The sequence below is a fragment of the Dokdonia sinensis genome (assembly GCF_003688895.1).
Lineage (GTDB): Bacteria > Bacteroidota > Bacteroidia > Flavobacteriales > Flavobacteriaceae > Dokdonia > Dokdonia sinensis.
Window position 1 is genome coordinate 193,245 of sequence record NZ_REFV01000003.1, and the last position, 21,215, is coordinate 214,459.

General features: G+C 38.2%; 19 protein-coding genes and 1 tRNA gene. 10 read left to right on the plus strand and 10 right to left on the minus strand.

The genetic code is table 11. The annotated features are described in order from the left end of the window. Positions 1-25 precede the first annotated feature (25 nt). Positions 26-820: a DUF2797 domain-containing protein gene (locus tag EAX61_RS04825; RefSeq protein WP_121916535.1), complete on the minus strand. Its 795-nt coding sequence runs from the start codon at positions 818-820 to the stop codon at positions 26-28. Between the two features lie 120 nt (positions 821-940). Here EAX61_RS04825 and EAX61_RS04830 point away from each other — a divergent pair, with 120 nt between their 5' ends. Further along, positions 941-2,455: a GH3 auxin-responsive promoter family protein gene (locus EAX61_RS04830; protein ID WP_121916536.1), complete on the plus strand. Its 1,515-nt coding sequence runs from the start codon at positions 941-943 to the stop codon at positions 2,453-2,455. A 206-nt stretch (positions 2,456-2,661) separates the two neighbouring features. Then, the gene (locus EAX61_RS04835) at positions 2,662-4,263 is read left to right on the plus strand and encodes an OmpA family protein (protein WP_161555194.1); all 1,602 of its coding nucleotides are present in this window, start codon (positions 2,662-2,664) and stop codon (positions 4,261-4,263) included. 145 nt (positions 4,264-4,408) lie between these two features. Here EAX61_RS04835 and EAX61_RS04840 read toward each other — a convergent pair whose 3' ends face one another. After that, entirely contained in the window at positions 4,409-5,095 is a 687-nt protein-coding gene (locus EAX61_RS04840) for a hypothetical protein (protein ID WP_121916538.1), read from the minus strand. A gap of 259 nt (positions 5,096-5,354) precedes the next feature. Here EAX61_RS04840 and EAX61_RS16425 point away from each other — a divergent pair, with 259 nt between their 5' ends. Next, on the plus strand, positions 5,355-5,507 hold the full coding sequence (locus EAX61_RS16425; RefSeq protein WP_161555195.1) for a hypothetical protein: 153 nt from the start codon (positions 5,355-5,357) through the stop codon (positions 5,505-5,507). A gap of 31 nt (positions 5,508-5,538) precedes the next feature. Then, on the plus strand, positions 5,539-6,087 hold the full coding sequence (locus EAX61_RS04845) for a carboxymuconolactone decarboxylase family protein (RefSeq protein WP_121916539.1): 549 nt from the start codon (positions 5,539-5,541) through the stop codon (positions 6,085-6,087). A gap of 26 nt (positions 6,088-6,113) precedes the next feature. Here EAX61_RS04845 and EAX61_RS04850 read toward each other — a convergent pair whose 3' ends face one another. After that, the gene (locus EAX61_RS04850; RefSeq protein WP_121916540.1) at positions 6,114-6,953 is read right to left on the minus strand and encodes a helix-turn-helix domain-containing protein; all 840 of its coding nucleotides are present in this window, start codon (positions 6,951-6,953) and stop codon (positions 6,114-6,116) included. A gap of 159 nt (positions 6,954-7,112) precedes the next feature. Here EAX61_RS04850 and EAX61_RS04855 point away from each other — a divergent pair, with 159 nt between their 5' ends. Further along, positions 7,113-7,535: a hypothetical protein gene (locus EAX61_RS04855; protein ID WP_121916541.1), complete on the plus strand. Its 423-nt coding sequence runs from the start codon at positions 7,113-7,115 to the stop codon at positions 7,533-7,535. Positions 7,536-7,654: 119 nt separating this feature from the next. On the opposite strand, the gene EAX61_RS04860 is transcribed toward EAX61_RS04855, so the two are convergent. Continuing rightward, entirely contained in the window at positions 7,655-7,972 is a 318-nt protein-coding gene (locus EAX61_RS04860) for a hypothetical protein (RefSeq protein WP_121916542.1), read from the minus strand. A gap of 105 nt (positions 7,973-8,077) precedes the next feature. Between EAX61_RS04860 and EAX61_RS04865 the strand changes: the two genes are divergently transcribed. The 4 genes from EAX61_RS04865 to EAX61_RS04880 are packed head-to-tail and all read left to right on the plus strand — an operon-like array spanning position 8,078 to position 13,247. After that, positions 8,078-8,752, plus strand: a complete 675-nt coding sequence (locus EAX61_RS04865) for a TetR/AcrR family transcriptional regulator (RefSeq protein ID WP_121916543.1) — start codon at positions 8,078-8,080, stop codon at positions 8,750-8,752. A gap of 50 nt (positions 8,753-8,802) precedes the next feature. Next, complete coding sequence (locus tag EAX61_RS04870; RefSeq protein ID WP_121916544.1) at positions 8,803-10,464, plus strand: peptidase domain-containing ABC transporter; 1,662 nt, start codon at positions 8,803-8,805, stop codon at positions 10,462-10,464. 3 nt (positions 10,465-10,467) lie between these two features. Next, positions 10,468-11,823: an HlyD family secretion protein gene (locus EAX61_RS04875; protein WP_121916545.1), complete on the plus strand. Its 1,356-nt coding sequence runs from the start codon at positions 10,468-10,470 to the stop codon at positions 11,821-11,823. Next, positions 11,820-13,247, plus strand: coding sequence for a TolC family protein (locus EAX61_RS04880; RefSeq protein WP_121916546.1), 1,428 nt, complete (start codon positions 11,820-11,822; stop codon positions 13,245-13,247). Before EAX61_RS04875 ends, EAX61_RS04880 begins: the two co-directional genes overlap by 4 nt. 158 nt (positions 13,248-13,405) lie before the next feature. Here EAX61_RS04880 and EAX61_RS04885 read toward each other — a convergent pair. Further along, positions 13,406-13,478, minus strand: a tRNA-Met gene (locus EAX61_RS04885). A gap of 161 nt (positions 13,479-13,639) precedes the next feature. On the opposite strand from EAX61_RS04885, the gene EAX61_RS04890 reads away from it, so the two are divergent. Beyond that, positions 13,640-15,190, plus strand: coding sequence for a hypothetical protein (locus EAX61_RS04890; protein ID WP_147448336.1), 1,551 nt, complete (start codon positions 13,640-13,642; stop codon positions 15,188-15,190). A 20-nt stretch (positions 15,191-15,210) separates the two neighbouring features. Here the strand turns inward: EAX61_RS04890 and EAX61_RS04895 are convergent, their stop codons facing one another. The 5 genes from EAX61_RS04895 to EAX61_RS04915 all read right to left on the minus strand — a co-directional run bounded on the left by EAX61_RS04895 (position 15,211) and on the right by EAX61_RS04915 (position 21,214). Further along, complete coding sequence (locus EAX61_RS04895) at positions 15,211-15,564, minus strand: SpoIIAA family protein (RefSeq protein WP_121916548.1); 354 nt, start codon at positions 15,562-15,564, stop codon at positions 15,211-15,213. 124 nt (positions 15,565-15,688) lie between these two features. Further along, positions 15,689-15,868 (minus strand): zinc ribbon domain-containing protein, encoded by a 180-nt coding sequence (locus EAX61_RS04900; RefSeq protein ID WP_121916549.1) that lies wholly within the window; start codon positions 15,866-15,868, stop codon positions 15,689-15,691. 44 nt (positions 15,869-15,912) lie between these two features. Next, entirely contained in the window at positions 15,913-17,283 is a 1,371-nt protein-coding gene (locus EAX61_RS04905) for a TolC family protein (protein ID WP_121916550.1), read from the minus strand. Beyond that, a complete protein-coding gene (locus EAX61_RS04910) occupies positions 17,280-17,954 on the minus strand; it encodes a hypothetical protein (protein ID WP_121916551.1) in 675 nt (224 codons plus the stop codon). The genes EAX61_RS04905 and EAX61_RS04910 overlap by 4 nt, the downstream gene beginning before the upstream one ends. Further along, the gene (locus EAX61_RS04915; protein WP_121916552.1) at positions 17,954-21,214 is read right to left on the minus strand and encodes an efflux RND transporter permease subunit; all 3,261 of its coding nucleotides are present in this window, start codon (positions 21,212-21,214) and stop codon (positions 17,954-17,956) included. The genes EAX61_RS04910 and EAX61_RS04915 overlap by 1 nt, the downstream gene beginning before the upstream one ends. Position 21,215 lies beyond the last annotated feature (1 nt).

The window sequence follows — 21,215 nt, forward strand, 5'->3', positions numbered from 1 at the left end:
TATAAGTCCAGATAATTTTAAAATGTTACAGTAACTCCATTCTTACCACATACCCTTCCCAGCTCCTCACATTAAAAACAGTATCATCTTCAAAGATTAAATACTGTCCTTTAATTCCTTTAAGCGTTCCGTCGTAGGCGGGAGTTTTGTCCAGATTTAGCGTTTTTAATTTTTCTGGATATCGCTCTACTGGAAAATGTATATGCGTTTCTTCGTTTGTATCTATATAATATTGCTGCGCTTCTTCAGGGATGTATTTTTTGAGCGCATCGCGGTGCTCGGCCAGGTTTACATCTTCAATCTCGTTTTTAAGCATTTTGCGCCAGTTGGTTTTATCTGCCACGTGCTCTTTGAGTGCTAATTCCGTAATTCCTGCGAGGTAACGGTTGGGCACCTCGACAATCTCGATGGCCTCGTGAGCCCCTTGGTCTATCCATCTTGTAGGCACTTGCGTCTTGCGCGTCACACCTACTTTTATATTACTAGAATTTGCTAGATATACAATATGGGGTTGCAATTGCACTTTTTTCTCATATTCCAGATCGCGTTCCTCTTCATCCAGATGTGCTTTAGACAATTCTGGTTTCATAATCCAATCTGCAGCTTGGGGAACTTTGTAAAAATCGTCATAGCAATACCCCTGGCGGAAAATCTTCTTATTTTCTCCACAAGCGAGGCATTCATACTTTACAAACTCAATATGTATGCGTTTACCTATGATTTGATTCATCTGGATAAAATCGCCATCCATAATCAAATAATAATTGATAGGGTCTGTAAATTCGGTTTGCATTTTTCTGAGGACACCTTGATACTGCATTTGTAATTTTAGATTTTATGATGCGGGGAAAATGGTTAATTTAGCTTTTTATAAGTGTTTTTTTTTGCTTTCGCGAAAGCGTAATAAACACCCATATATTTTAGTAAAGATACCGACTTTATGCCTATACCTCTTGTACATTCTATTGCTTCTTGGTTTCTAAAAAAACGCGTCCACCAGATGGAGCTTTTTATGAAATACCCTGGCGAAGTACAGCAGGAGTTGCTTGAACGGCTCCTAGCAAAGGCAAAGGATACAGAGATAGGAAAAAGACACGGTTTTAACTCCATCACAAACTACGCAACTTTTGCCGAAAGGGTGCCTCTTACAGATTATACAGAAACGCAAGAACACATAGAACGCAGCCGTCGTGGAGAAAATAATATCCTCTGGCCCACACCCATAAAATGGTTTGCGCAAAGTAGCGGTACGACGAGCGCAAGAAGCAAGTATATTCCTGTAAGCCCAGAGTCGCTGGAGGACTGCCATTATGCTGCTAGTAAGGATTTACTCTGTATGTACCTTAATAATAATCCTGACTCTCAGTTATTTTCGGGAAAGGGACTTAGACTGGGCGGTAGCAAGAAACTCTATGAAGATAAGGGTACCGTTTATGGAGACCTCTCTGCTATATTAATAGATAATATGCCATTTTGGGCAGAGTTTAGCAGCACCCCTAATAATGATGTATCTCTTTTAAGTGATTGGGAGATAAAAATGCAAGCAATTGTAGATGAGACTATACAACAAAAGGTGACTAGTCTTGCCGGAGTCCCTTCGTGGATGCTAGTACTCCTAAATAATGTACTGGAAACAACTGGCAAAGAGAACTTATTTGAGGTATGGCCACATCTGGAGGTATACTTTCACGGAGGTGTAAATTTTGCTCCATATGTAGACCAATACAAAAAGATTTTGCCTAAGAATGATTTCAAGTATTATGAAATCTACAACGCCTCGGAGGGATTTTTTGCCATTCAAGACCTCAATCACAGCAAGGAACTCCTCCTAATGCTAGATTACGGAATTTTTTATGAATTTATTCCGATGGATACTTATGGAACTTCAGAAGAAAAAATTATTCCGCTATCTGAGGTTGAGTTACATCAGAATTATGCCATAGTCATTACCACAAATGCAGGATTATGGCGCTACAAAATAGGAGACACGGTACGCTTTACGAGCATATCACCTTATCGCATTAAGGTGAGTGGCAGGACGAAGCATCACATTAATGTTTTTGGCGAGGAGCTCATTATTGAAAATGCAGAGGATGCGCTGCGCAAAGCCTCACAATTAACCAAGTGTGAAATAAAAGATTACACCGCCGCTCCAATCTTTATGGAAGGAAAAGAAAAAGGCGCTCACGAGTGGATCATTGAGTTTAAAAATCCACCTGGTGATCTAAAGGTTTTTAACCATCATCTGGACATTGCCTTACAACAAGTAAATAGTGATTACGAAGCAAAGCGATTTAATAATACTACCCTAAACGCTCCAAAAATACACGCGGCTCGACCAGGTTTATTTTATGACTGGCTCAAGGCCAAAGATAAATTAGGTGGACAACATAAGGTACCGCGCTTATCAAACAGCCGGGCCCTCCTTGAAGAATTATTGCATATAAATAGCTAATACTCTGATAATAAATCAAAAAGAGCTTTTTTATGCAAAATACACACTAACCCCACATTTGTTGTAAGAATAGGCGTATTTGTGTTGTTGAACGACTATACACATCATCTTATCTAAAAGTTGCCCAAAAGTTTCAGCCTTAACAAATTGAAATATAATTTAGTACCCTAATGGTACCCCAATATCATAAGATTATAGATTCTAAAATGAAGTTAGTACACACGATAACACTCTTGTTATTTTCGATAACGCTCATTGCTCAGATAGAGAATGATGCAGAATATGCTGTTCTTGAAGACTCAGACAAGGCACAAATATCTTCTAGTCAGATAGGTGATAACGGCTTTAAGTTTGAAACTTTTAAAACAGGTATAAATTCTGAATATGCAGATTATGGAATAGGCTTTTACAGGGAGAAATTTTTGTCATTTTCTGCTCGTAAAATTGGAGCTTTAGCAAAAAAAGATCCCGCTACTTCAGAACCCTTTACAAAACTTTATTGTTCAGAAATAAGCTACGAGTATGATTTAAACCGCCCTAACTTATTTTCCCACATTCTCAATAAAAATGAAAATTTAGGCACCGTTTCTTTCTCGGCAGACGGGAAGAAACTATTCTATACTGCAAGCTCAGACAATGACACACAACGCTTCCAATTGTATAGTGCAGATATGAATCCAGAGCGTGAAGGACAGTTTATTAATATAGAGCTAGTTCCTTTTAACAATCCAGATTATTCTTTTGAAAACCCTCACTTAAGCCGTGATGGAAAAACGTTATTCTTTGCTTCTAATCTACCTGAAGCATTGGGTGGATTTGACATCTTTCAAGTTAGCATAAAAGAAGATGGCTCATATGGTGACGTAGAGCGCGTAGAGGGCGCGGTAAACACAGTGCTAGATGAAAAATTTCCACAGACGTCACTAGATGGTAAATATCTTTATTTCTCATCTAAGGGTCACTCTAATCTGGGTGGCTATGATATTTTTAGAAGTCGTAAAGCAGATTTAGGGTATGTTGCAACGCGTAATCTGGGAAACACTATTAATACATCTGCAGACGAAATCGCCTATATTCCAGCTACAAAAACAGTAGGATATATGACTTCAAACCGCAAAGGCGGAAAGGGAAGTTATGACATTTACAAGCTTACAGAGTTTATGGTAGACCAGACCGCAAGCGGAGTTGTGCTTGATCTAGAGACTGGGATCCCACTTGAGAAAGCAACTGTTGTCTTACTAGATGCCCAGGGAACTGAAGTTGCTACATTACAAACTGCTCCAAACGGAACATATCGTTTTCCTGTAGATGCTTTTCTAGAGTATACTATCATTGCTTATAAAGACGGTTTTGAGAATGGATCTCTAGACTTAAAAACAGATACAAATCTTGTAAGCGTATTTGAAAACAACCTAACATTAAAAGCAGCAGCCGCAGAAATCATTAAAACAGATGAAAAATCGTATATCAAAATAGATAATATACAGTTTGACTACAACAGCTCAGATATCAAACCCGTAAGCACCGTTACGCTCAATACCGTTTTCCAAACATTAAAAGCAAATCCTGATATAAAGGTGGCTATTAACGCTCACTCAGACCAGCGTGGCAAAGACAGCTATAATCTACAACTTTCAGAAAAACGCGCTGCATCTGTATTACAATATCTTACGGACAAGGGCATTTCTAAAAGTCGATTAATCTCAAAAGGATACGGAGAGACACAACCCATAAATATATGTGACCCGTGTAATTTAGAACAGTACGAGGAAAATAGACGAGTGGAATTTGTCATTATTCCAGACTAAATTATTCTAGTATTAACCATTTTATTTTTGAAGTAGTCATCAGTTGGGGGACTGATGGCTATTTCTTTTTTAGCACATTGTGCAGAATTAAAAATGCCGCTTAGCTTCATCGCTAGCGGCTTTTTCTATTCGTTGTGTGATGTATTTACTCCTGCTCGTGCACAAGCGTCGCTTCGTAATCCTCAACATACTTAAAATCTTCAAACCAGCGATTAGAGCTCAATATGTCAAAAGTTACTGTAGTATCTGTTTCTGAAACTTTATTGAGTTGCCAGATAATGTCTTTTGCTTCCAGAAAATCACCCTCTACAAGCTCTTCCTTAAAGAGCCTCTTAAGTAATGTATTATCTGGCATTCCTTGAGCAAGTACTCTTATGATTTGTGCTTCTGTATCGTCTTTAAAAACATCAAGCATCATTTTGCTTTTTACTGTAAACGTAACGTGAAAATGGATTGCCTTAGGATGCGGAAACTTACCGTTATAGGCCTTATATAAAATTTGCCCAGCGTTAAAAAACGTCTCATGCATAGACATATCTGAGTATTCTTCCCAAGGATGCTCGTTGAGCATTTCGTGTGATAAATTAGCTATCTGCCCTTTATTGAGCTGATCTTTAAAAAGATATTTTAGCACAATTTCGGCGGCCTCGTTGGGTTCATTGTCAGATAGTGACAGCAGACACATTTCTTCTAATTCGGCATCAGATAGTTCGGCGGTGTCCCCATAGTCCATTATTTCTAATAGGTTTCTATAGTCGTCAGTATTCCAAGAGTTTGGTAACACTTCGATTGTTTTCACGTGGTCTGAAGTGACCTTTATATTTATTTTCATTGCTTTCTATTTAAGAAAGAAAGGTAGATAATCGTGGGTCACGGTTTAGTTAAGGACAGCATAATAATTTATGCATACTAGAATGGGCTTTAGGTTACGCTTTCGCGAAAGCGTAAAAAACCTCATCACCCAACATTATCTTACTTAAAATCGCTCGTTTATCAAACATTCAGGAAGTATCTACCCACCGCAAGGAAGTATATACCATAATGTGGACAGAAATGCACCGACTACAAGGGCATAACAAAAATGAATAATTATGAAAACCACACCAAAGTCTATTTTTAATCTCATAGAGATTTTTAGCAAAGCAAAAAGAACTGTTGCTCAGCAAATTTTTAAAACGAACTGTGACACAAATTTTCACGATGATTATTACTGTGATTCAGAACGACCATATATCAATTCATAAACAACAATTATAAACTTTAAAACTTAAAATTATGAGCACATTTAATGTACCAACTAGAGCAGAAGTAAGCGAGACCAACCAAGCAATTTTTAACAATCTGGAAAAAGCGTTGGGATTTGTTCCTAACCTTTTTGCAACCTATGCTTATTCTAAAAACGCACTTAAAAACTATCTGGATTTCTCTAATGCGCCGAGCTCGCTCAAAGCAAAAGAGAAAGAAGTTGTAAATCTTGCAGTAAGCGAGGTAAACGGCTGTGATTATTGCCTCTCTGCTCACACCGCAATCGCAGGAATGAACGGATATACTCCTGAACAAATTCTTGAATTACGTTCTGGGAGAGCAACTTTTGACAGCAAACTTGATGCGCTGGCTAAGCTCGCCAAAAACATTACCGAAAATCGCGGTAATACAGATGCAACTATACTTGAAAACTTCCTTAACGCGGGATGGACCAAGGAAAACCTTATCGATACCATATCACTTGTAGGAGATAAAACCATCTCAAACTACATCAATAATACTACGAGAATCCCAGTGGATTTTCCAGCAATCCAGCCTTTGGAATTAGAGGTTGCCTAGTTTTCCGCTAGATAGAAAAGCTCGCTTTAAAGTGAGCTTTTTGTTTTCTTAAAGGCGGTGGGTGGCATACCTGTGTGCTTCTTAAAAAATTTAGAAAAATGTCCCGCATCATTAAAGCCAATTTCATATGCGACCTCCTCGGCATTTTTATCTGAATAGAGTAAGAGGCGTTTTGCCTCAAGAATAATGCGCTCATTTATAATCGCAAGTGGCGATTTATCTCCTGATTTTTTAAAAAGGTTTGAGAGCGTTTTTGGGCTTTTAAAAAGTAGCTCGGCATACGCTGCTACTTTGTGTTTTGACTTAAAATGCTGTTCTACGAGAATATGATATTGCCGTACAGTGTCAAACTGTGGTTTTGGTATATCTGGCTCGGGCAATTGCTCTTTTATGAGTCGGCTCGATTTTATGAGTAAGCGTTTGAGCAATACCCGCAACATCTCACCCTGGATGTGATCGCGCGTCTCAAATTCTTCTTGAAACATAAAGAACATCGCATCAAAACTTTTAATGGATTTTTCATCTAGTGCTATTTGTGGAGGCTTAGACGACCCATAAAACAAGAACCCATTACAAGAAACCTCTGCATCGTGATCTTGTATGCAATAAAACTCACGGTTAAAAAGTAGTGCAACAAGGCCGTCGCTTTGAGCTACTTCAAGCACATTAAGTGGTGTACAAAAAATGACCTGTCCTTTCTCTAGTTGGACCTTGTATCCATCTACTATAATTTTTCTGCTAGCTTCTTTTGCCCAGAGGATTTTGTACAAGCCTTTGTCTGCCAGCAATTGTTGTGACGGGGCACAATTAAAATCTGTTAGAACGAGATGACTTTCGTCTTTTGCGTTACGATATTCCAGTTTCATAGCGGTAAGTTACAAAATGTACAAGCTGTCGGGAAGTATGTCTATGGTAGGAGGTGTTTCCTTACGGTAATTTTGTTTTATAATAATTGCGCAGGGTGAATGAGATTTCCGTCAGAGTTTAGCCTGAACGTAGCCGAAGGGCAGAAATAAAATAACATTATGAAAACACTATATATCACATTCGTCACATTAGTACTTACTACATCATTGCTCTCTCAAAACTATTTGGTGAGTAATACGACACGTTCTTACAAAACTCAACCCAGCACATCTATTTCCTCTTTTGTGGTCGAGGTTATAGATGACACCACATTTGATTACCGAGAGTTTTTGAGTCAGAGTTCGGACTCTCAATCCCGATTTCGCATAGGTTCTGAAAGAGTTTCAAAAAGAGAACTGACAAAAATTTTCAGAAAAGGCAGTAGAAAATCTGAAAATGTAGGGCAATTTAAAAATTACTTATCTGAAAACTATCCAAGACTCTCTAGCCAGCTTTCGACTATGGAAATAGGATTACTTTTTGAGCAGTTCAGTAAAGGAACGGTGACTCGGTATTTGAACGAATTGCCTAGTATTCTATAAAAAGTGGATTGTTAAATGTCCGCTTTCGCGAACCTGCCTTGCCGGCAGGCAGGAGCGTATATCTCATAAATTCTGAAAATCAATAGAACTACCTAATCATTTAGGTAATAATATACGTTTTAAACAGCCTGTAGTTTTGCTAAAACACCCTCTGTTTGTTCAGCATCTATCATTATAATGGGCTCCGCATAGAGTAACGGCATCCTCTCTTTATACGTTTCTCGTAATCTGAGATTAATTTTATTAAAAAGTAGTGATTTAGACACCCCTTTTAATAGGTGTCTTGTGGTTTGTGCTATAGTATCATTACTACCTATTTCCTTAAATATTAATTCTTCTGAAATCATTGCATTTGCAATGAGCTTTTCTTTGAGAAGATCCTCTGCGATGGCGTGCAAGAGTCTTTTATCTTCTGAAATTACTTGTAGCGTCATCATAATATTCAACTTTTCGGAACTTAAAAATAAAAGTAAGCCATTAAACACTATCACAAAATAAAGTTAAACTTTTTTATTCAATAGCAATACTATTATATTTGTACAATGGAAAGTCTACAAATACATATAGCGGTAAGTGACGCACTTTACCTTAGAAATCCCGAGAGTACCGAGCTAGGTCGTAAAATTGTGGGAGTAAGCATAGAGCTCATAGATGAGCTAGGTTTCGAGGGGTTCACATTTAAAAAATTAGGTCAGCGCATAGGGTCTAACGAGAGTTCAATTTATCGCTACTTTGAGAGCAAGCATGCATTGCTGGTATATCTTATAAGTTGGTACTGGAGTTGGGTAGAGTACAAACTCGTTTTTGCTACCACAAATGTTATAGATGCCCGTTTAAAACTACGAAGTTCTATAGAGATCATTACCCAGAAAATAACTGAAGACACCTCTATCTCTTTTGTAAATGAAGTTCTTCTTAATAAGATTATCATCGCTGAATCCTCAAAAGCGTATCACACTAAAGATATAGATAAAGAAAACGCAAAGGGTTTCTATAAAACCTACAAGCGCGTTGTGCAACGTATTAGTGATTTTGTACTGGAAGTAAATCCTACATATGAATTTCCGCATATGTTGATTTCTACTGTAATAGAAGGGGCGCACCACCAGCGCTATTTTTCCCAGCACCTCCCGTCGCTTACAGATGTGACTGATGGTAAAAATGACATTGTGCGCTTTTATACAGATATGGTGTTTAAGGCACTCGGGGAAGATTAATTGAATAAAATGATTTCCGCTTTCGCGAAAATGAAAAAATATAATTTCAAATGAAAGAAATGACACCTTGGCAACGCTTTGTAAATATGCTCGAGCTAGACAGACGCGACATTAGACAAATCCTTTTTTATGCAATATTTGCTGGACTTGTGGCGCTCACTTTACCTCTGGGTATTCAAGCCATTATTAACCTTATACAAGGAGCGCAGGTTTCTACCTCTTGGATAATCCTAGTAATCCTCGTAACTATAGGAGTCGCTTTCCAAGGAATATTACAGCTTATGCAGGTGCGTATTCTGGAGAACATCCAGCAAAAGATATTTACGCGTTCCTCATTTGAGTTTGCATATCGTTTTCCGAAATTAAAAATGAGCGAACTCCATAATTATTATCCCCCAGAGCTGGCAAATAGATTTTTTGATACGCTTACCGTACAAAAAGGGCTTTCTAAAATACTATTGGATTTCCCCGCGGCAATACTTCAGATAGTATTTGGCTTGATTCTCCTTTCTTTTTATCACCCTTTCTTTATTATATACGGCTTCCTTCTCGTATTACTAGTATATCTTGTATTTAAGTTTACTGCAAAAAAAGGTCTAGAGACTAGTCTAGCAGAATCAAAAAATAAATACAAAGTAGCTCACTGGCTGCAGGAAGTAGCACGTTCTCTTGTAAGTTTTAAATTATCTGGGCGTACCTCACTAGCTCTTAATCGTAATAACTACCTCACAGAATCCTATCTTGAATCGCGTGAAAAGCACTTTAAGGTCTTGTTACTTCAATTAATCCAAATGATTGGCTTTAAGGTACTAGTTACTGCTGGGCTTCTACTCATCGGAGGTTTACTAGTTCTTAATCAACAGATGAATATAGGCCAGTTTGTGGCAGCAGAAATCATTATTCTCTTAGTCATAAGCTCTGTAGAGAAGCTCATCACAGGTCTAGAGAGTTTTTACGACGTACTTACATCATTAGAAAAAATAGGTCAGGTAGTAGATAAAAAAATGGAAGCACAAGGTGGCTCAAATCCCTTTGAAGTGCGAGATGATGCTACTATACATATAGACCACGTAAGCTACGCTACTCCAGAAACAGGGAACATACTCAAAGACATCAATTTAGACATTTACACTAAGGACCGCTTACTTATTACTGGGCTATCTGGATCAGGAAAGTCCACATTACTTAAACTACTCTCTGGTGTCATTGAGCCTACCGCGGGTAACATATTTATAAATGACTTTTCTTTCAAAGGAATGCATCCTAATTCATATAGATCACAGATAGGTCAAGTGTTACCAGAACAAAGCCCTTTTGAAGGAACTATTCTTGAAAACATAAGCTTTGGCAATTCAGAAATAACTACAGAGAGGATATTTGAAGTCATACAACAAGTAGGTTTACAGCCATTTATTCGCGCACAAGTAAATGGACTGCAAACTATATTGTTTCCAGAAGGACAGCAAATCCCACATACCATTTCTAAACGTATACTTCTTGCTAGGGCCATTGTGCACGAACCTAAAATATTAATGCTTAAGGATGCTCTAGAGCATTTTGAGGCTAATGAAGCTAGAAGTATTATGAACTATCTCGCGAGTCCAGACCGACCTTGGCTACTCATCGTGACAAGTAATAACCAAGATTGGGAAAAAGTTTGCACTAGACATATCATTCTTGAAAGGGGTACTATAATTTCAAAAAACAACTAAGGAATGCTTAACATAACTCACAATCATCTCAAAGACAAGGCTAAAGTAGAGGCGTATCCCGCTTTCGCGAAAGCGCATAAAACCGAACATTTTAAATACTTCAATCGGTTTTTAATTGCATTTGCCATTGTGGGTGTAATTGTATTATTCTTACCGTGGACACAAAATGTCAACGGTAGAGGATATGTGACAACACTCACACCAGACCAGCGACCTCAGACTATCCAATCTCCTATTCCAGGGCGTATTGAAGAGTGGTACGTGCTCGAAGGAGAAGAGGTAAAAAAAGGAGATACGATACTACGCATTTCTGAAATCAAAAATGAATACCAAGACCCACTGCTGGCAGAACGCACGCGCCAGCAACGAGATGCTAAAAGCAATGCCGTGGGCTCTTATAAATCTAAAGTACAAGCCTTAGAAAACCAGCTAGTTGCACTTAAGCAAGAACTCTCGTTAAAACTACAACAAGCAGAAAACAAACTGAAACAAGCCCGCTTTAAAGTAGAAAGCGATAGCATAGACCTTGTTGCAGCAAATACGAACCGTGATATAGCGCTGAAGCAATATAATCGTACCGCAACGCTAGAAGCCGAAGGTTTAAAATCTACCGCAGATGTAGAAGATAAAGGGCTAAAACTACAAGAAACAGAGGCTAAGCTCATCTCTCAAGAACAAAAACTTCTGGGTAGTAAAAATGCAGTACTTAATGCATCTATTGAAATAAATCGCACCAAAGCTGAGTATGCAGAAAAAATTAGTAAGGCGCAAAGCGACAAGTTTACCGCGTCCTCATCACAGTTTGATACAGAGGCACAAGTGAGTAAGCTAGACAACGCATCTACTAATTATGAAATTAGGAGCAAATTACAGTACATACTAGCCCCTCAAGACGGTTTTATTAATAAAGCTATCGTAAGTGGTTTGGGAGAGACATTTAAAGAAGGAGAAAAACTGGTTGGGATTATGCCCTCTAATTATGAGCTAGCTGTAGAGACCTTTGTTAGACCCATAGATTTACCCCTCATTCATCAGGGAGAACATATAAGAATCGTATTTGACGGATGGCCAGCAATCGTTTTTAGTGGGTGGCCAGATGCCTCCTTTGGAACCTATGGCGGTGTTGTGGTCGCGGTTGAACGATTTATTAGTCCTAATGGAAAATTCCGTGTACTTATTGCTCCAGACCCAACCACAGAGCCTTGGCCTAAAAACGTGCGAGCAGGTTCTGGTGCACAAACCATAGCCCTATTGCAAGATGTCCCAATATGGTATGAACTATGGCGCCAGCTTAATGGCTTCCCACCAGACTACTACTTACCAGAAGGAGTTTCTACAGAATATAAAGAGAAGAAATGAGCACAATTATAAAATTTATTATTGGGAGTTTGTTTTTTGCTTTCGCGAAACCTGTCCTGAGCCAAGTCGAAGCAGCAGGCTTCTCACAAGACACCGTTTCCTCAGAAAACATCCTCTCTTTTGAAGAATACCTGGGGTATGTAAAGCAACACCATCCTCTTGCAAAACAAGCAGAACTTGTTTTAAGCACAGGAGAAGCTAACCTACTTAAGGCGCGTGGTGGTTTTGATCCAAAAATCGAGGTAGATTACGACCGAAAGAAGTTTAAAGACACCGAATATTATGATCAACTTAATGCTACCTTCAAAATACCAACTTGGTATGGCATTGAATTAAAGGGAAACTTTGAAGAAAACACTGGAGAATTTTTAAACCCCAATCTCAATGTTCCTGATGAAGGATTATACAGTGCTGGCGTTTCCTTTTCACTGGCTCAAGGATTGCTCATAAATGAACGTATGGCAACGCTTAAAAAAGCACGTTTTTTTGAACAGCAAACAAAAGCAGACAGGGATTTATTAGTAAACAATTTAATATTTGAAGCAAGTCTGGCATACTTTGACTGGCTAGAAGCAGTAAATGAGCAACGCATTTACAACACATTCTTAGAAAATGCCACGACACGATTAAAAGCTGTTGAACGAAGTGTCGCTGAAGGGGATAAAGCCGCAATAGACATTACAGAAGCCCGCATTGCAGCACAAAATAGAATTTTAAGTCTCGAGGCAGCACAACTCAAAATGCAAAAGACCAGACTCGTTGTGAGTAATTTTTTATGGCTAGACGGTATTCCTCTTGAAATTCAAGAAGGTATAAATCCAGTACTTCCTGAGCAAGAAAGTCTTGAGAATTCATTATTATTAAGTGGCATTACAGATGCCGCATTCTTACTAGAGAACCATCCAAAATTAGTAAGCCTAGATGCAAAAATAGAAGGGCTTGAGGTAGATAGATTTCTTAAAAAGAACAAACTCTTACCTAAAGTAAATTTACAATATAACTTCCTATCGCCAGAGGCAGATCAGATCAATAGTTTTAATACTGCAAACTACAAAGCCTTTGTAGATGTGAGTTTTCCTATTTTCCTTCGAAAGGAACGTGGTGATTTGAAGCTCGCAAAGCTTAAGGTTCAAGATGCTGAATATGAACGCACGGCCACTTCCCTATCTATACAGAATAAACTTGATGCTACTCAAGCAGAAATTACCTCACTCACTAAGCAAAATGCACTTATCGCAGATATTGTGGTAGATTACCAAGCATTAGTCCAGGCAGAGGAACGTAAATTCTTTTTAGGTGAAAGCTCTCTGTTTTTGATAAACTCCCGAGAACAAAAATTAATAGATGCACAGCTTAAGGCAAATGAAATTTTAGTAAAAGGCCTCTCAGCAAATGCCAAGCTTTATAACGCAGCAGGGTTGTAATGCTGGCATTACAAATTCTGAATTATTTTATAGCTTTTTAATAACTAGAGAATACTAGAGTGAATTCTGCTGCGATTAGTATGAGTGCCTTTCCTAGTTTGTAAGATTTCCTCACATAAAAAAAGTCACAACTTTAAAGTTATGACTTTCTTGCTTAGTAGCGAGGACTGGACTCGAACCAGTGACCTTCGGGTTATGAGCCCGACGAGCTGCCTACTGCTCTACCTCGCGATGTATGTATCCAACAACACGTTTCTTGATAGGCCATCAGTACTGCGTTATTGGACGGCAAATATACAACATATTATTGCTCTACACAAAATAGAAACCATCTATTTAACATTTAATCATAAAGTTTGAGGCTAAGTTGCTTGATAGGGTATATTTATGTTATGAATAAAATTTTACGCACCTCACTTCTAAGCCTAACAACACTCCTTTTATTGATAATAATTGGTTGGTTTTATACAAACTTTACAATCAAAAATAAAATCACCTACTTTCTGGAAAACCGACTTCCCAATCATATAAATCTACAATATGACGATCTTACACTTAATATTTTTGAAGGAACAGTTCATTGCCTGAACCCAAAAGTCTTAATAGGTAATAAAATGGATACCATAATTCACACCAGAGTACTGGCAGAAAAATTTATATTAGAAGATGTGAGCTACTGGGACTACGTATTAAAGGATAAGATTACTATTGAAGATATAAAAATCCAATCTGCAAAAATTGAATATTACATCGATAAATTTCACCCAGAGGGAAGCATAAATGAGCGTACACCCTTAGTCCAACTTTACAAAGATTTAATTGTAGAGGAATTGAGTGTAGACAACGCGCAGCTTAAAATATACAATGGCAAAAAAGATCCTCTACTGTTTTCTGGAGATGCACTTACTCTTGAGATAGACGACATCTTAATTAACCAGAAAACACTCACCCAAAAAATCCCCTTCAAATATTCAGGTTATAATGCAGAAGGCTCTCAAATTTTCTTACAAGCGGGTCCGTATGAAAACTTAACTCTTTCTCATTTTTTAATTGAAAAGAATAGAGCTCAGTTAGATACTATAAACTTAAAAACAAAGTACTCGAGACACCAATTGTCTCAAACAACTCCTAATGAAAGAGACCATTATAATTTAAAGGTAGATCAGGTTAATATAGAAGCATTAAATTTTGGATTTATCGAAGCAAAATTCTTTGGGTCCAGTAGGCAAATTAATATGAAGAATCCTTCTTTAGACATTTATAGAGACAAACTCGTTGCAGACGATCTGAGTGAAAAATCGCTTTACAGCAAGATGATACGAGACATTCCTTTTGACCTTACCATAGACACACTCAGCATCAAAGACGGCAGCATAAGCTATAATGAGAGAATAAAAAAAGAGAATAATGGTGGTGCCATAACTTTCAAAAAAATCAGTACAGAGATTGTTAATCTGAGCAACACCTATGAGATTGGAATTAAAACAGAAATTAACATTTCTGCAATATTTATGAAAACAACTCCTATAAAAGTAGGCTGGGGTTTTGATGTCAATGACCAGACAGATAAATTCTTATTAAAAGGAGAGGTAGGCAAGCTACCATCGGCAGATTTAAATCCGTTTACCGAGCCCAACCTTAATGTCAAGCTTACTGGTATGACAGATAAACTGTACTTTACCGTAGATGGTAATAATAGTAGATCAACTATTGATATGCGTATGAAGTATGAAAACTTTAAAATAGAATTAATGCAAAAAAAGGGCATTGGGATAAATAAGTTACTATCCAAAGTAGCAAATATCTTTATAAGAAATAATAGTAAAAGTGATGAAGGCGCATTTACTGAGGGTAGCGTAACTGTTCAAAGGGATACGACAAAATCATTTTTTAACTACCTCTGGCTCAACTTGAGAAACGGTCTCCTAAAAACATTGTCTTAAATTCTGACGACAACCTTTAGTCACTTCATTATCCAACAAATAGCATCTACGCGTTCTTTAAGAGTAAATGCCTCAACATTAGCCTGCACTAAGATATCCTTTGCTATCGTAATCGCTTGAATCCATTTTCGATCGCTTACTATTGCTATTTTTCTAATATTTGCGCTGTGTTTTACATCAAAAAATACCTGATTCATAAAAGCCCCCATTTTTATATCGTCCACCTCATCTTCTTCTAAATATAAATTGATGTTTGCGTTAGAAGATAGTGTTTCTTTTATCTTGCGCTGTATAGCTTTTACGTCGCCTTGAGTAATCGCGTTTTCAAATACAAATCCTACCGTATCACCTGCAATATTGAGTTCGACTATCATAAGACTTCATTTTAACTCTAATACAAACACTAACCGTTAACTCGTTTAACTCACCTTCAAAGGATGAAATTTAAAACTATAACATAAATAAATTAGAATACCATTACTGCTTATAAGATACGCTTTATTGCTCTATATCCTGAGCAGAAAATTCTGACAACTCTCCACTCTCAAATCTGGCCATCACCTCTATTGGATTGCAGCATACTTCACAATCCTCTACATATGTAGCAGAGACAGAAGGGTCTAGTAACATAGATATCTCCTCCCAGCAGTAGGGGCATTGGAAAAAATGTTCGTACATACTATATTGTTAGTTTTTTTTACGCTTTCGCGAAAGCGTACTTCTTAAAAATCAACATTAAGCAATTGACCCGTAAGCTGAAGCAATTGGATCTCAGCAAGTTTTGCTGTGTATTTTGCAGCATTCTTAGTGGTCTGAGCGTTTAAAAGGTTGAGTTGTGCCTGACGAAATTCTATACTTGTCACCTGCCCCAGTTTGAATCGTTCTTGAGAACGTTCAAAATTTGCCTGATTCGTAATTACGTTCTGCTCCTGAAGCCTGTAAATAGCAAGTGCATTTTTATAGTTACCCTCTGCATTTGCAATATCTCGATACACTTGCTGCTCTAACTGCTCTTTAAGCAATTGCTGACTATCTAACGCTATTTTTGCATTCTTAAGCCCCACAACAGACTGTCCTCCGTCAAAAAGATTCCAACGTAAACTAGCGCCCGCAGCTAGAGTGTTAGAAGTACGTGTTGTTCCTGGAAAAAATGCCGAGGCGGGGTTGTTTGATAAATTCCAACCGTAGCTTCCTGTTAGACCTATTGTAGGCAAAAATAGCCCCTTGGTCTTTTTAATCTCATAATCTGTAATTACAATATCTTGTTCTGCTTGAAGTAGGCTGACGTTATTAGACTTTGCTTTTTCTACATAACTTTCCATCACAAGTTCGTTTAGGAACACTAAAGTAGTGTCCGTACTTTTTAAATCTTCTAGCTCACGCGCAAGTACTACATTGAGGTCACGCTGCGCATTGCGCAACTGTTGCTGCGTGTTCAGAATATTAATACTATCTGTTACGATATCTACCTGTGCATTTAAGATTTCAAGTTTATTTACCTGCCCATATTCAAACTGATACGATGCACGGGTTTCTCTCTCTTTAGAGATCTCTAGCGCGTCACGTAAAACATTTAAGTTTTCTTCTATGCGCGCCACCTCATAATAAACAGAAAATAACTGCAACATTGTATTTTCTATAGTCTCACGAGCTTCCAGTTGTGATAGGTTGTAGCGCTCCTTGAGTTGCTTATAGTTATAGTACCGCCCCAATCCATCAAATAAGGTGTAACTCGCATTTATAGATGCGTCATAACGGGTGGTCTCTGCATCCAGAATTTCAAAATCTGGTCGCGGATTTCCGTTTTGATCTAACGCACCATTAAAATCTGTGTTACTACTCGTACGGTCAAAGTTTGCTCCCGCCAACCCAAAAACCGTGGGTAGATAATTAGAGTTTAAAATACTCGTGTTATTTTCGGCAACAGAAACTTGATTATTTGCAAGCTTAATTCCAAAATTATTTTCTAGCATTTGTCTAACAGCTTCTTGTCTTGACAAATAATCTAACTGTGATTCTTGGGTATACGCTTTCGCGAAAGCAAAAAAAACAAAAACATAAATCACACACTTTATTACACTTCCTATCTTCATCCTATACTTTTGATTTTATGCACGAGTTCCTGCAATGTAAGTTTCTGTTTAAGGTTTTGAGCACTTGCATAAATAATTTCTTCGTCCCCAAGCATTAAAATTAAATCTTCTTCTACTTCTTGTAAGCTCATATCTGCAGTAGTATATGTATTTGTGTTTCCCTGATGTTTGAGTACAATGCTACTCCCCTGCTGCACGAGACTAAAATTCTGATAATCCAAAAATCTATTTATACCACTCAGCATTTTAAAGCCTATTCCCCCAACGACAATGAGCAATCCATACCCAATAAGCTTTCCTAGTGCAAATTCATTATTACCAAAAAAGATAGCCATTAAAAGCCAAAAGCCTAACAACCCAAGCAGCGAGAGCACAAAACCGATAAGTGTAGAAACAACATCCATAAGCTTTGCATGACCTGTTCTTAGAACCGTGAGTCCTTGTGAAGAGCTATCTACCGTGACTTGAAATCCTAAATCATACAAATACTCAAAATTTTTAATAGCTGTTTCTTTTTGAGCTATTTCTTCTTCGAGAATTTTTGTGTCAAGCACAAGCCCTCGTTTGTTTATCTCTTTTAGAAGATTGAGCTGCGCTTCGTACGTAAGTTTACTGGCATTATCTAAAACGACAATAAGCTCCCTCCCACTATGATCTTTATACAAATTCATTAGGCAGTCTCAGTATTAGGGTTAAACGCCACTTGCTTGTTTTCTGGATTTGCTTCGGCTTCGTTTTCTGCTTCTTCCTCCATTTCCTTTACGGCTCGCTCGTAGTTTTCGCGAGGGACTTTTCTTCCTTTTACCAGTTTATCTGTTGTGGTTTTTGCCCAGTTACTGAAAGAAAGAAATATAGGTAACATTACAAGTGTGAGCACTGTTGCAAACCCAATTCCATAAGCAATACTAATTGCCATTGGGATTAAGAATTGTGCCTGACGACTTTCTTCAAAAATAAGCGGCGCCAGTCCAGCAATCGTTGTAATAGAGGTTAAGAATATAGCTCTAAAGCGAGAACGTCCAGCATCAAATATCGCATCGTCAAAAGTCATTCCTTCCCGTAAATTCGTATTGAATTTTCCAATGAGCACCAACCCATCATTTACCATAATTCCTATTAATGCTATGATACCCAGCATAGAAAGGATATTTACAGGAAAATCATGTATCCAATGTCCCCAAGCGACTGCAGGCAAACTCAACGGGATAAGTAATAATAACATTAAAGGCTGGCTATAGCTTCTAAAGGTAAATGCAATTACAATATAAATGAGAAGCAACACGGCAAGTCCAACTGGCTTTAAAGAGGCGGTTAACTTTCCTGCCTCTCTGTTCTGACCTTCGTAAGAAGGAGTTACCGTAGGATATTTAGACAATATTTCGGGCATTACGTTTTCGCGAAGGTCAGTCATTACATCTGTTGCGCTTACCTCTTTTGCATTTTTAAGATCGGCAGATATCTGAATCTCGCGCCTTCCATCTAAGTGGTTTACGGCAACGTCTCCACGTTCTATACTGTAACTCGCAATCTCGTTAAGCGGCACTTTTGCTCCCGTAGGGGTTGTAATACGCATATCGTCTAGATCTGTAATAGACGACCTATTATCGCGATCGTAGCGCACCCAGACACGTATCTCATCCTGGCCACGCTGGAAACGCTGTGCTTGTGTCCCAAAGAAACCTGCACGCACTTGTGTCATCACGGTCTGTAGGTTGAGACCCAGCGCATAAGCGCTTTCATTAAGTTCTAATCGTATTTCCTTGATTCCCGCCGGGTCATTGTCTGTCACATCCTTAAGAACAGGGTTGGTTTCTAAAGACTCTTTAAGCTCTGCTTTGGCAGCTTTTAACTCTTCTATGTTATTACCGAGCAAGGAGACTGAAACTGGACTCCCTCCAAAGTTTCCTCCACTACCATACACGAGACTCTCTACCCCAACGACAGGTCCTACTTTCTCGCGTAAGCGGGTTGTGACCAAATCACTTGTAATCGCATTGGGTCGTTCTTCTCCTGGCAATAAATTTAAGGTAAGTGATGCTTGAGATGCTCCTGGACCCACAGTCTTAATTAGATTCTCAAAAAGCTCTGTATTTGTGCCTGCCAAATATTCGTCGGTAAGTTCTTTGTTTACCTCGATGGCCTTTTCTTCTATAAACGAGATAATACTATCTGTCACCTTTTCATTTGTTCCATTAGGCATAGATAGCGTTACTTGAACACGATCACTTGCAATCTGTGGGAAGAACGCCCCGCGTATGATTCCTGCTTGAAAACTTCCCATTGTCAAAATGATAAAGACGACGAAAAAAGAGAACATTAAAAATTTATAATCCAAAGCAAATCTTAAAATTGGACTGTATAAATTGTCACGCAACCAACTCATTATACGGTCTCCAAATACATTAATGTATCTAAGCTTTGAGAATACATGTGCCATTCCTTTTTTAGGTGCATTGCTTTGTTTTCGTAATGCCTTAGAGTGCGCTAGGTGGGCCGGAAGTATGATTAAAGCTTCTACTAAGGATACCAGCAACGTCAACATCACTATGACAGAAACCTCACCGAAGAATTCACCTATACGACCATCTAAAAAGAGAAAAATCCCAAAGGCCAAAATTGTCGTTGTAATTGCACTTAAAATAGGAGGCAGTACTTCCATCGTCCCATCTACTGCGGCTTGTATGGGAGTTTTACCACGTTCATAATGCTGATATATGTTTTCGGCAATTACGATTCCGTCATCTACTAGAATACCTATCACGATAATCATCCCAAAAAGAGATAATACGTTTATGGTAACATTAAAATATCCTGCAAGCATAAACATCCCGAGAAAGGCTACAGGTAAGCCAAAAGCCACCCAAAAGGCTAGTCTTGTGTTTAAAAATACAGATAAGAATAACAGGACAAGTAACATCCCGACTACTGCATTTTCTGTAAGTAATTTTGTACGTTGTACTAGTGTGATAGAAAGATCATTTACTACCGCAAGCTGAACGTTATTATACTTCTGGTTAAAATCTTCTATATAGACCTTTGTTGCCTCTGCTGCACCTATTAGATCTTCAGTATTAGTAGAAGTAATCGTAACGTTTACCGCGAGATTACCGTTGTAATAATTTGCGTTAGGTGTTTCAGAAAAACGATCTCTTACCTCTGCTACATCTTTAAGACGTATTGTTCTCCCATTAGGATCTGAGCGCACTATAACATTTGAAAGTTCGTCACCGTAGTACGAGCGATTATTAGCACGTATAAGATACTCCTCTGCTTCTGTTTTTATCGTTCCTCCCGTGGTTAGTATGTTAGAGCGACTTACGGCTTGCGACACCTCAGCAAAGGAGAGATTATAAGCAAGTAAGCTGTTTTCATTTACTGATATTTCTATCTCCTCGGCGGGATAACCCGAGACATTTATTTGAGAAATTCCGTCTATTGCCCTTAGGTCATTTTCTACCTGGCGACCTATTTGTTTTAAGGTTGCAAGGTCGATGTTCTCCCCACTTATTGCAAAAGATATGGTTTGACGTATAGATTCTTGCTTGGACACCACAAGCGGCTCCATTCCCGTAGGAAATGAGGGAACACGGTCTACCGCGTTCTTTACTTCCAAGAGCATAAAATCTATATCTTTTCCTTTCTCAATCTCAACGTTTATGTTTCCGCTGTTTTCGCGAGAAGTAGACGTAACACGTTCTACGCCGTCAAGTCCCTTTAAGTTATCCTCTATTTTAAGAACGATCCCTTCCTCTACTTCTTGAGGAGATGCTCCAGGATAAGTTACATTGATATTGATATTCTTAGAATCTACTAATGGAAAGAAAGATGACTTTAGTGATAAAGCTCCCACAACGCCAAAAACAAAAAACATAAGTACAATCACATTTACTGCGACGTGATACTTAATAAAATATTCAATTATCTTGCGCATC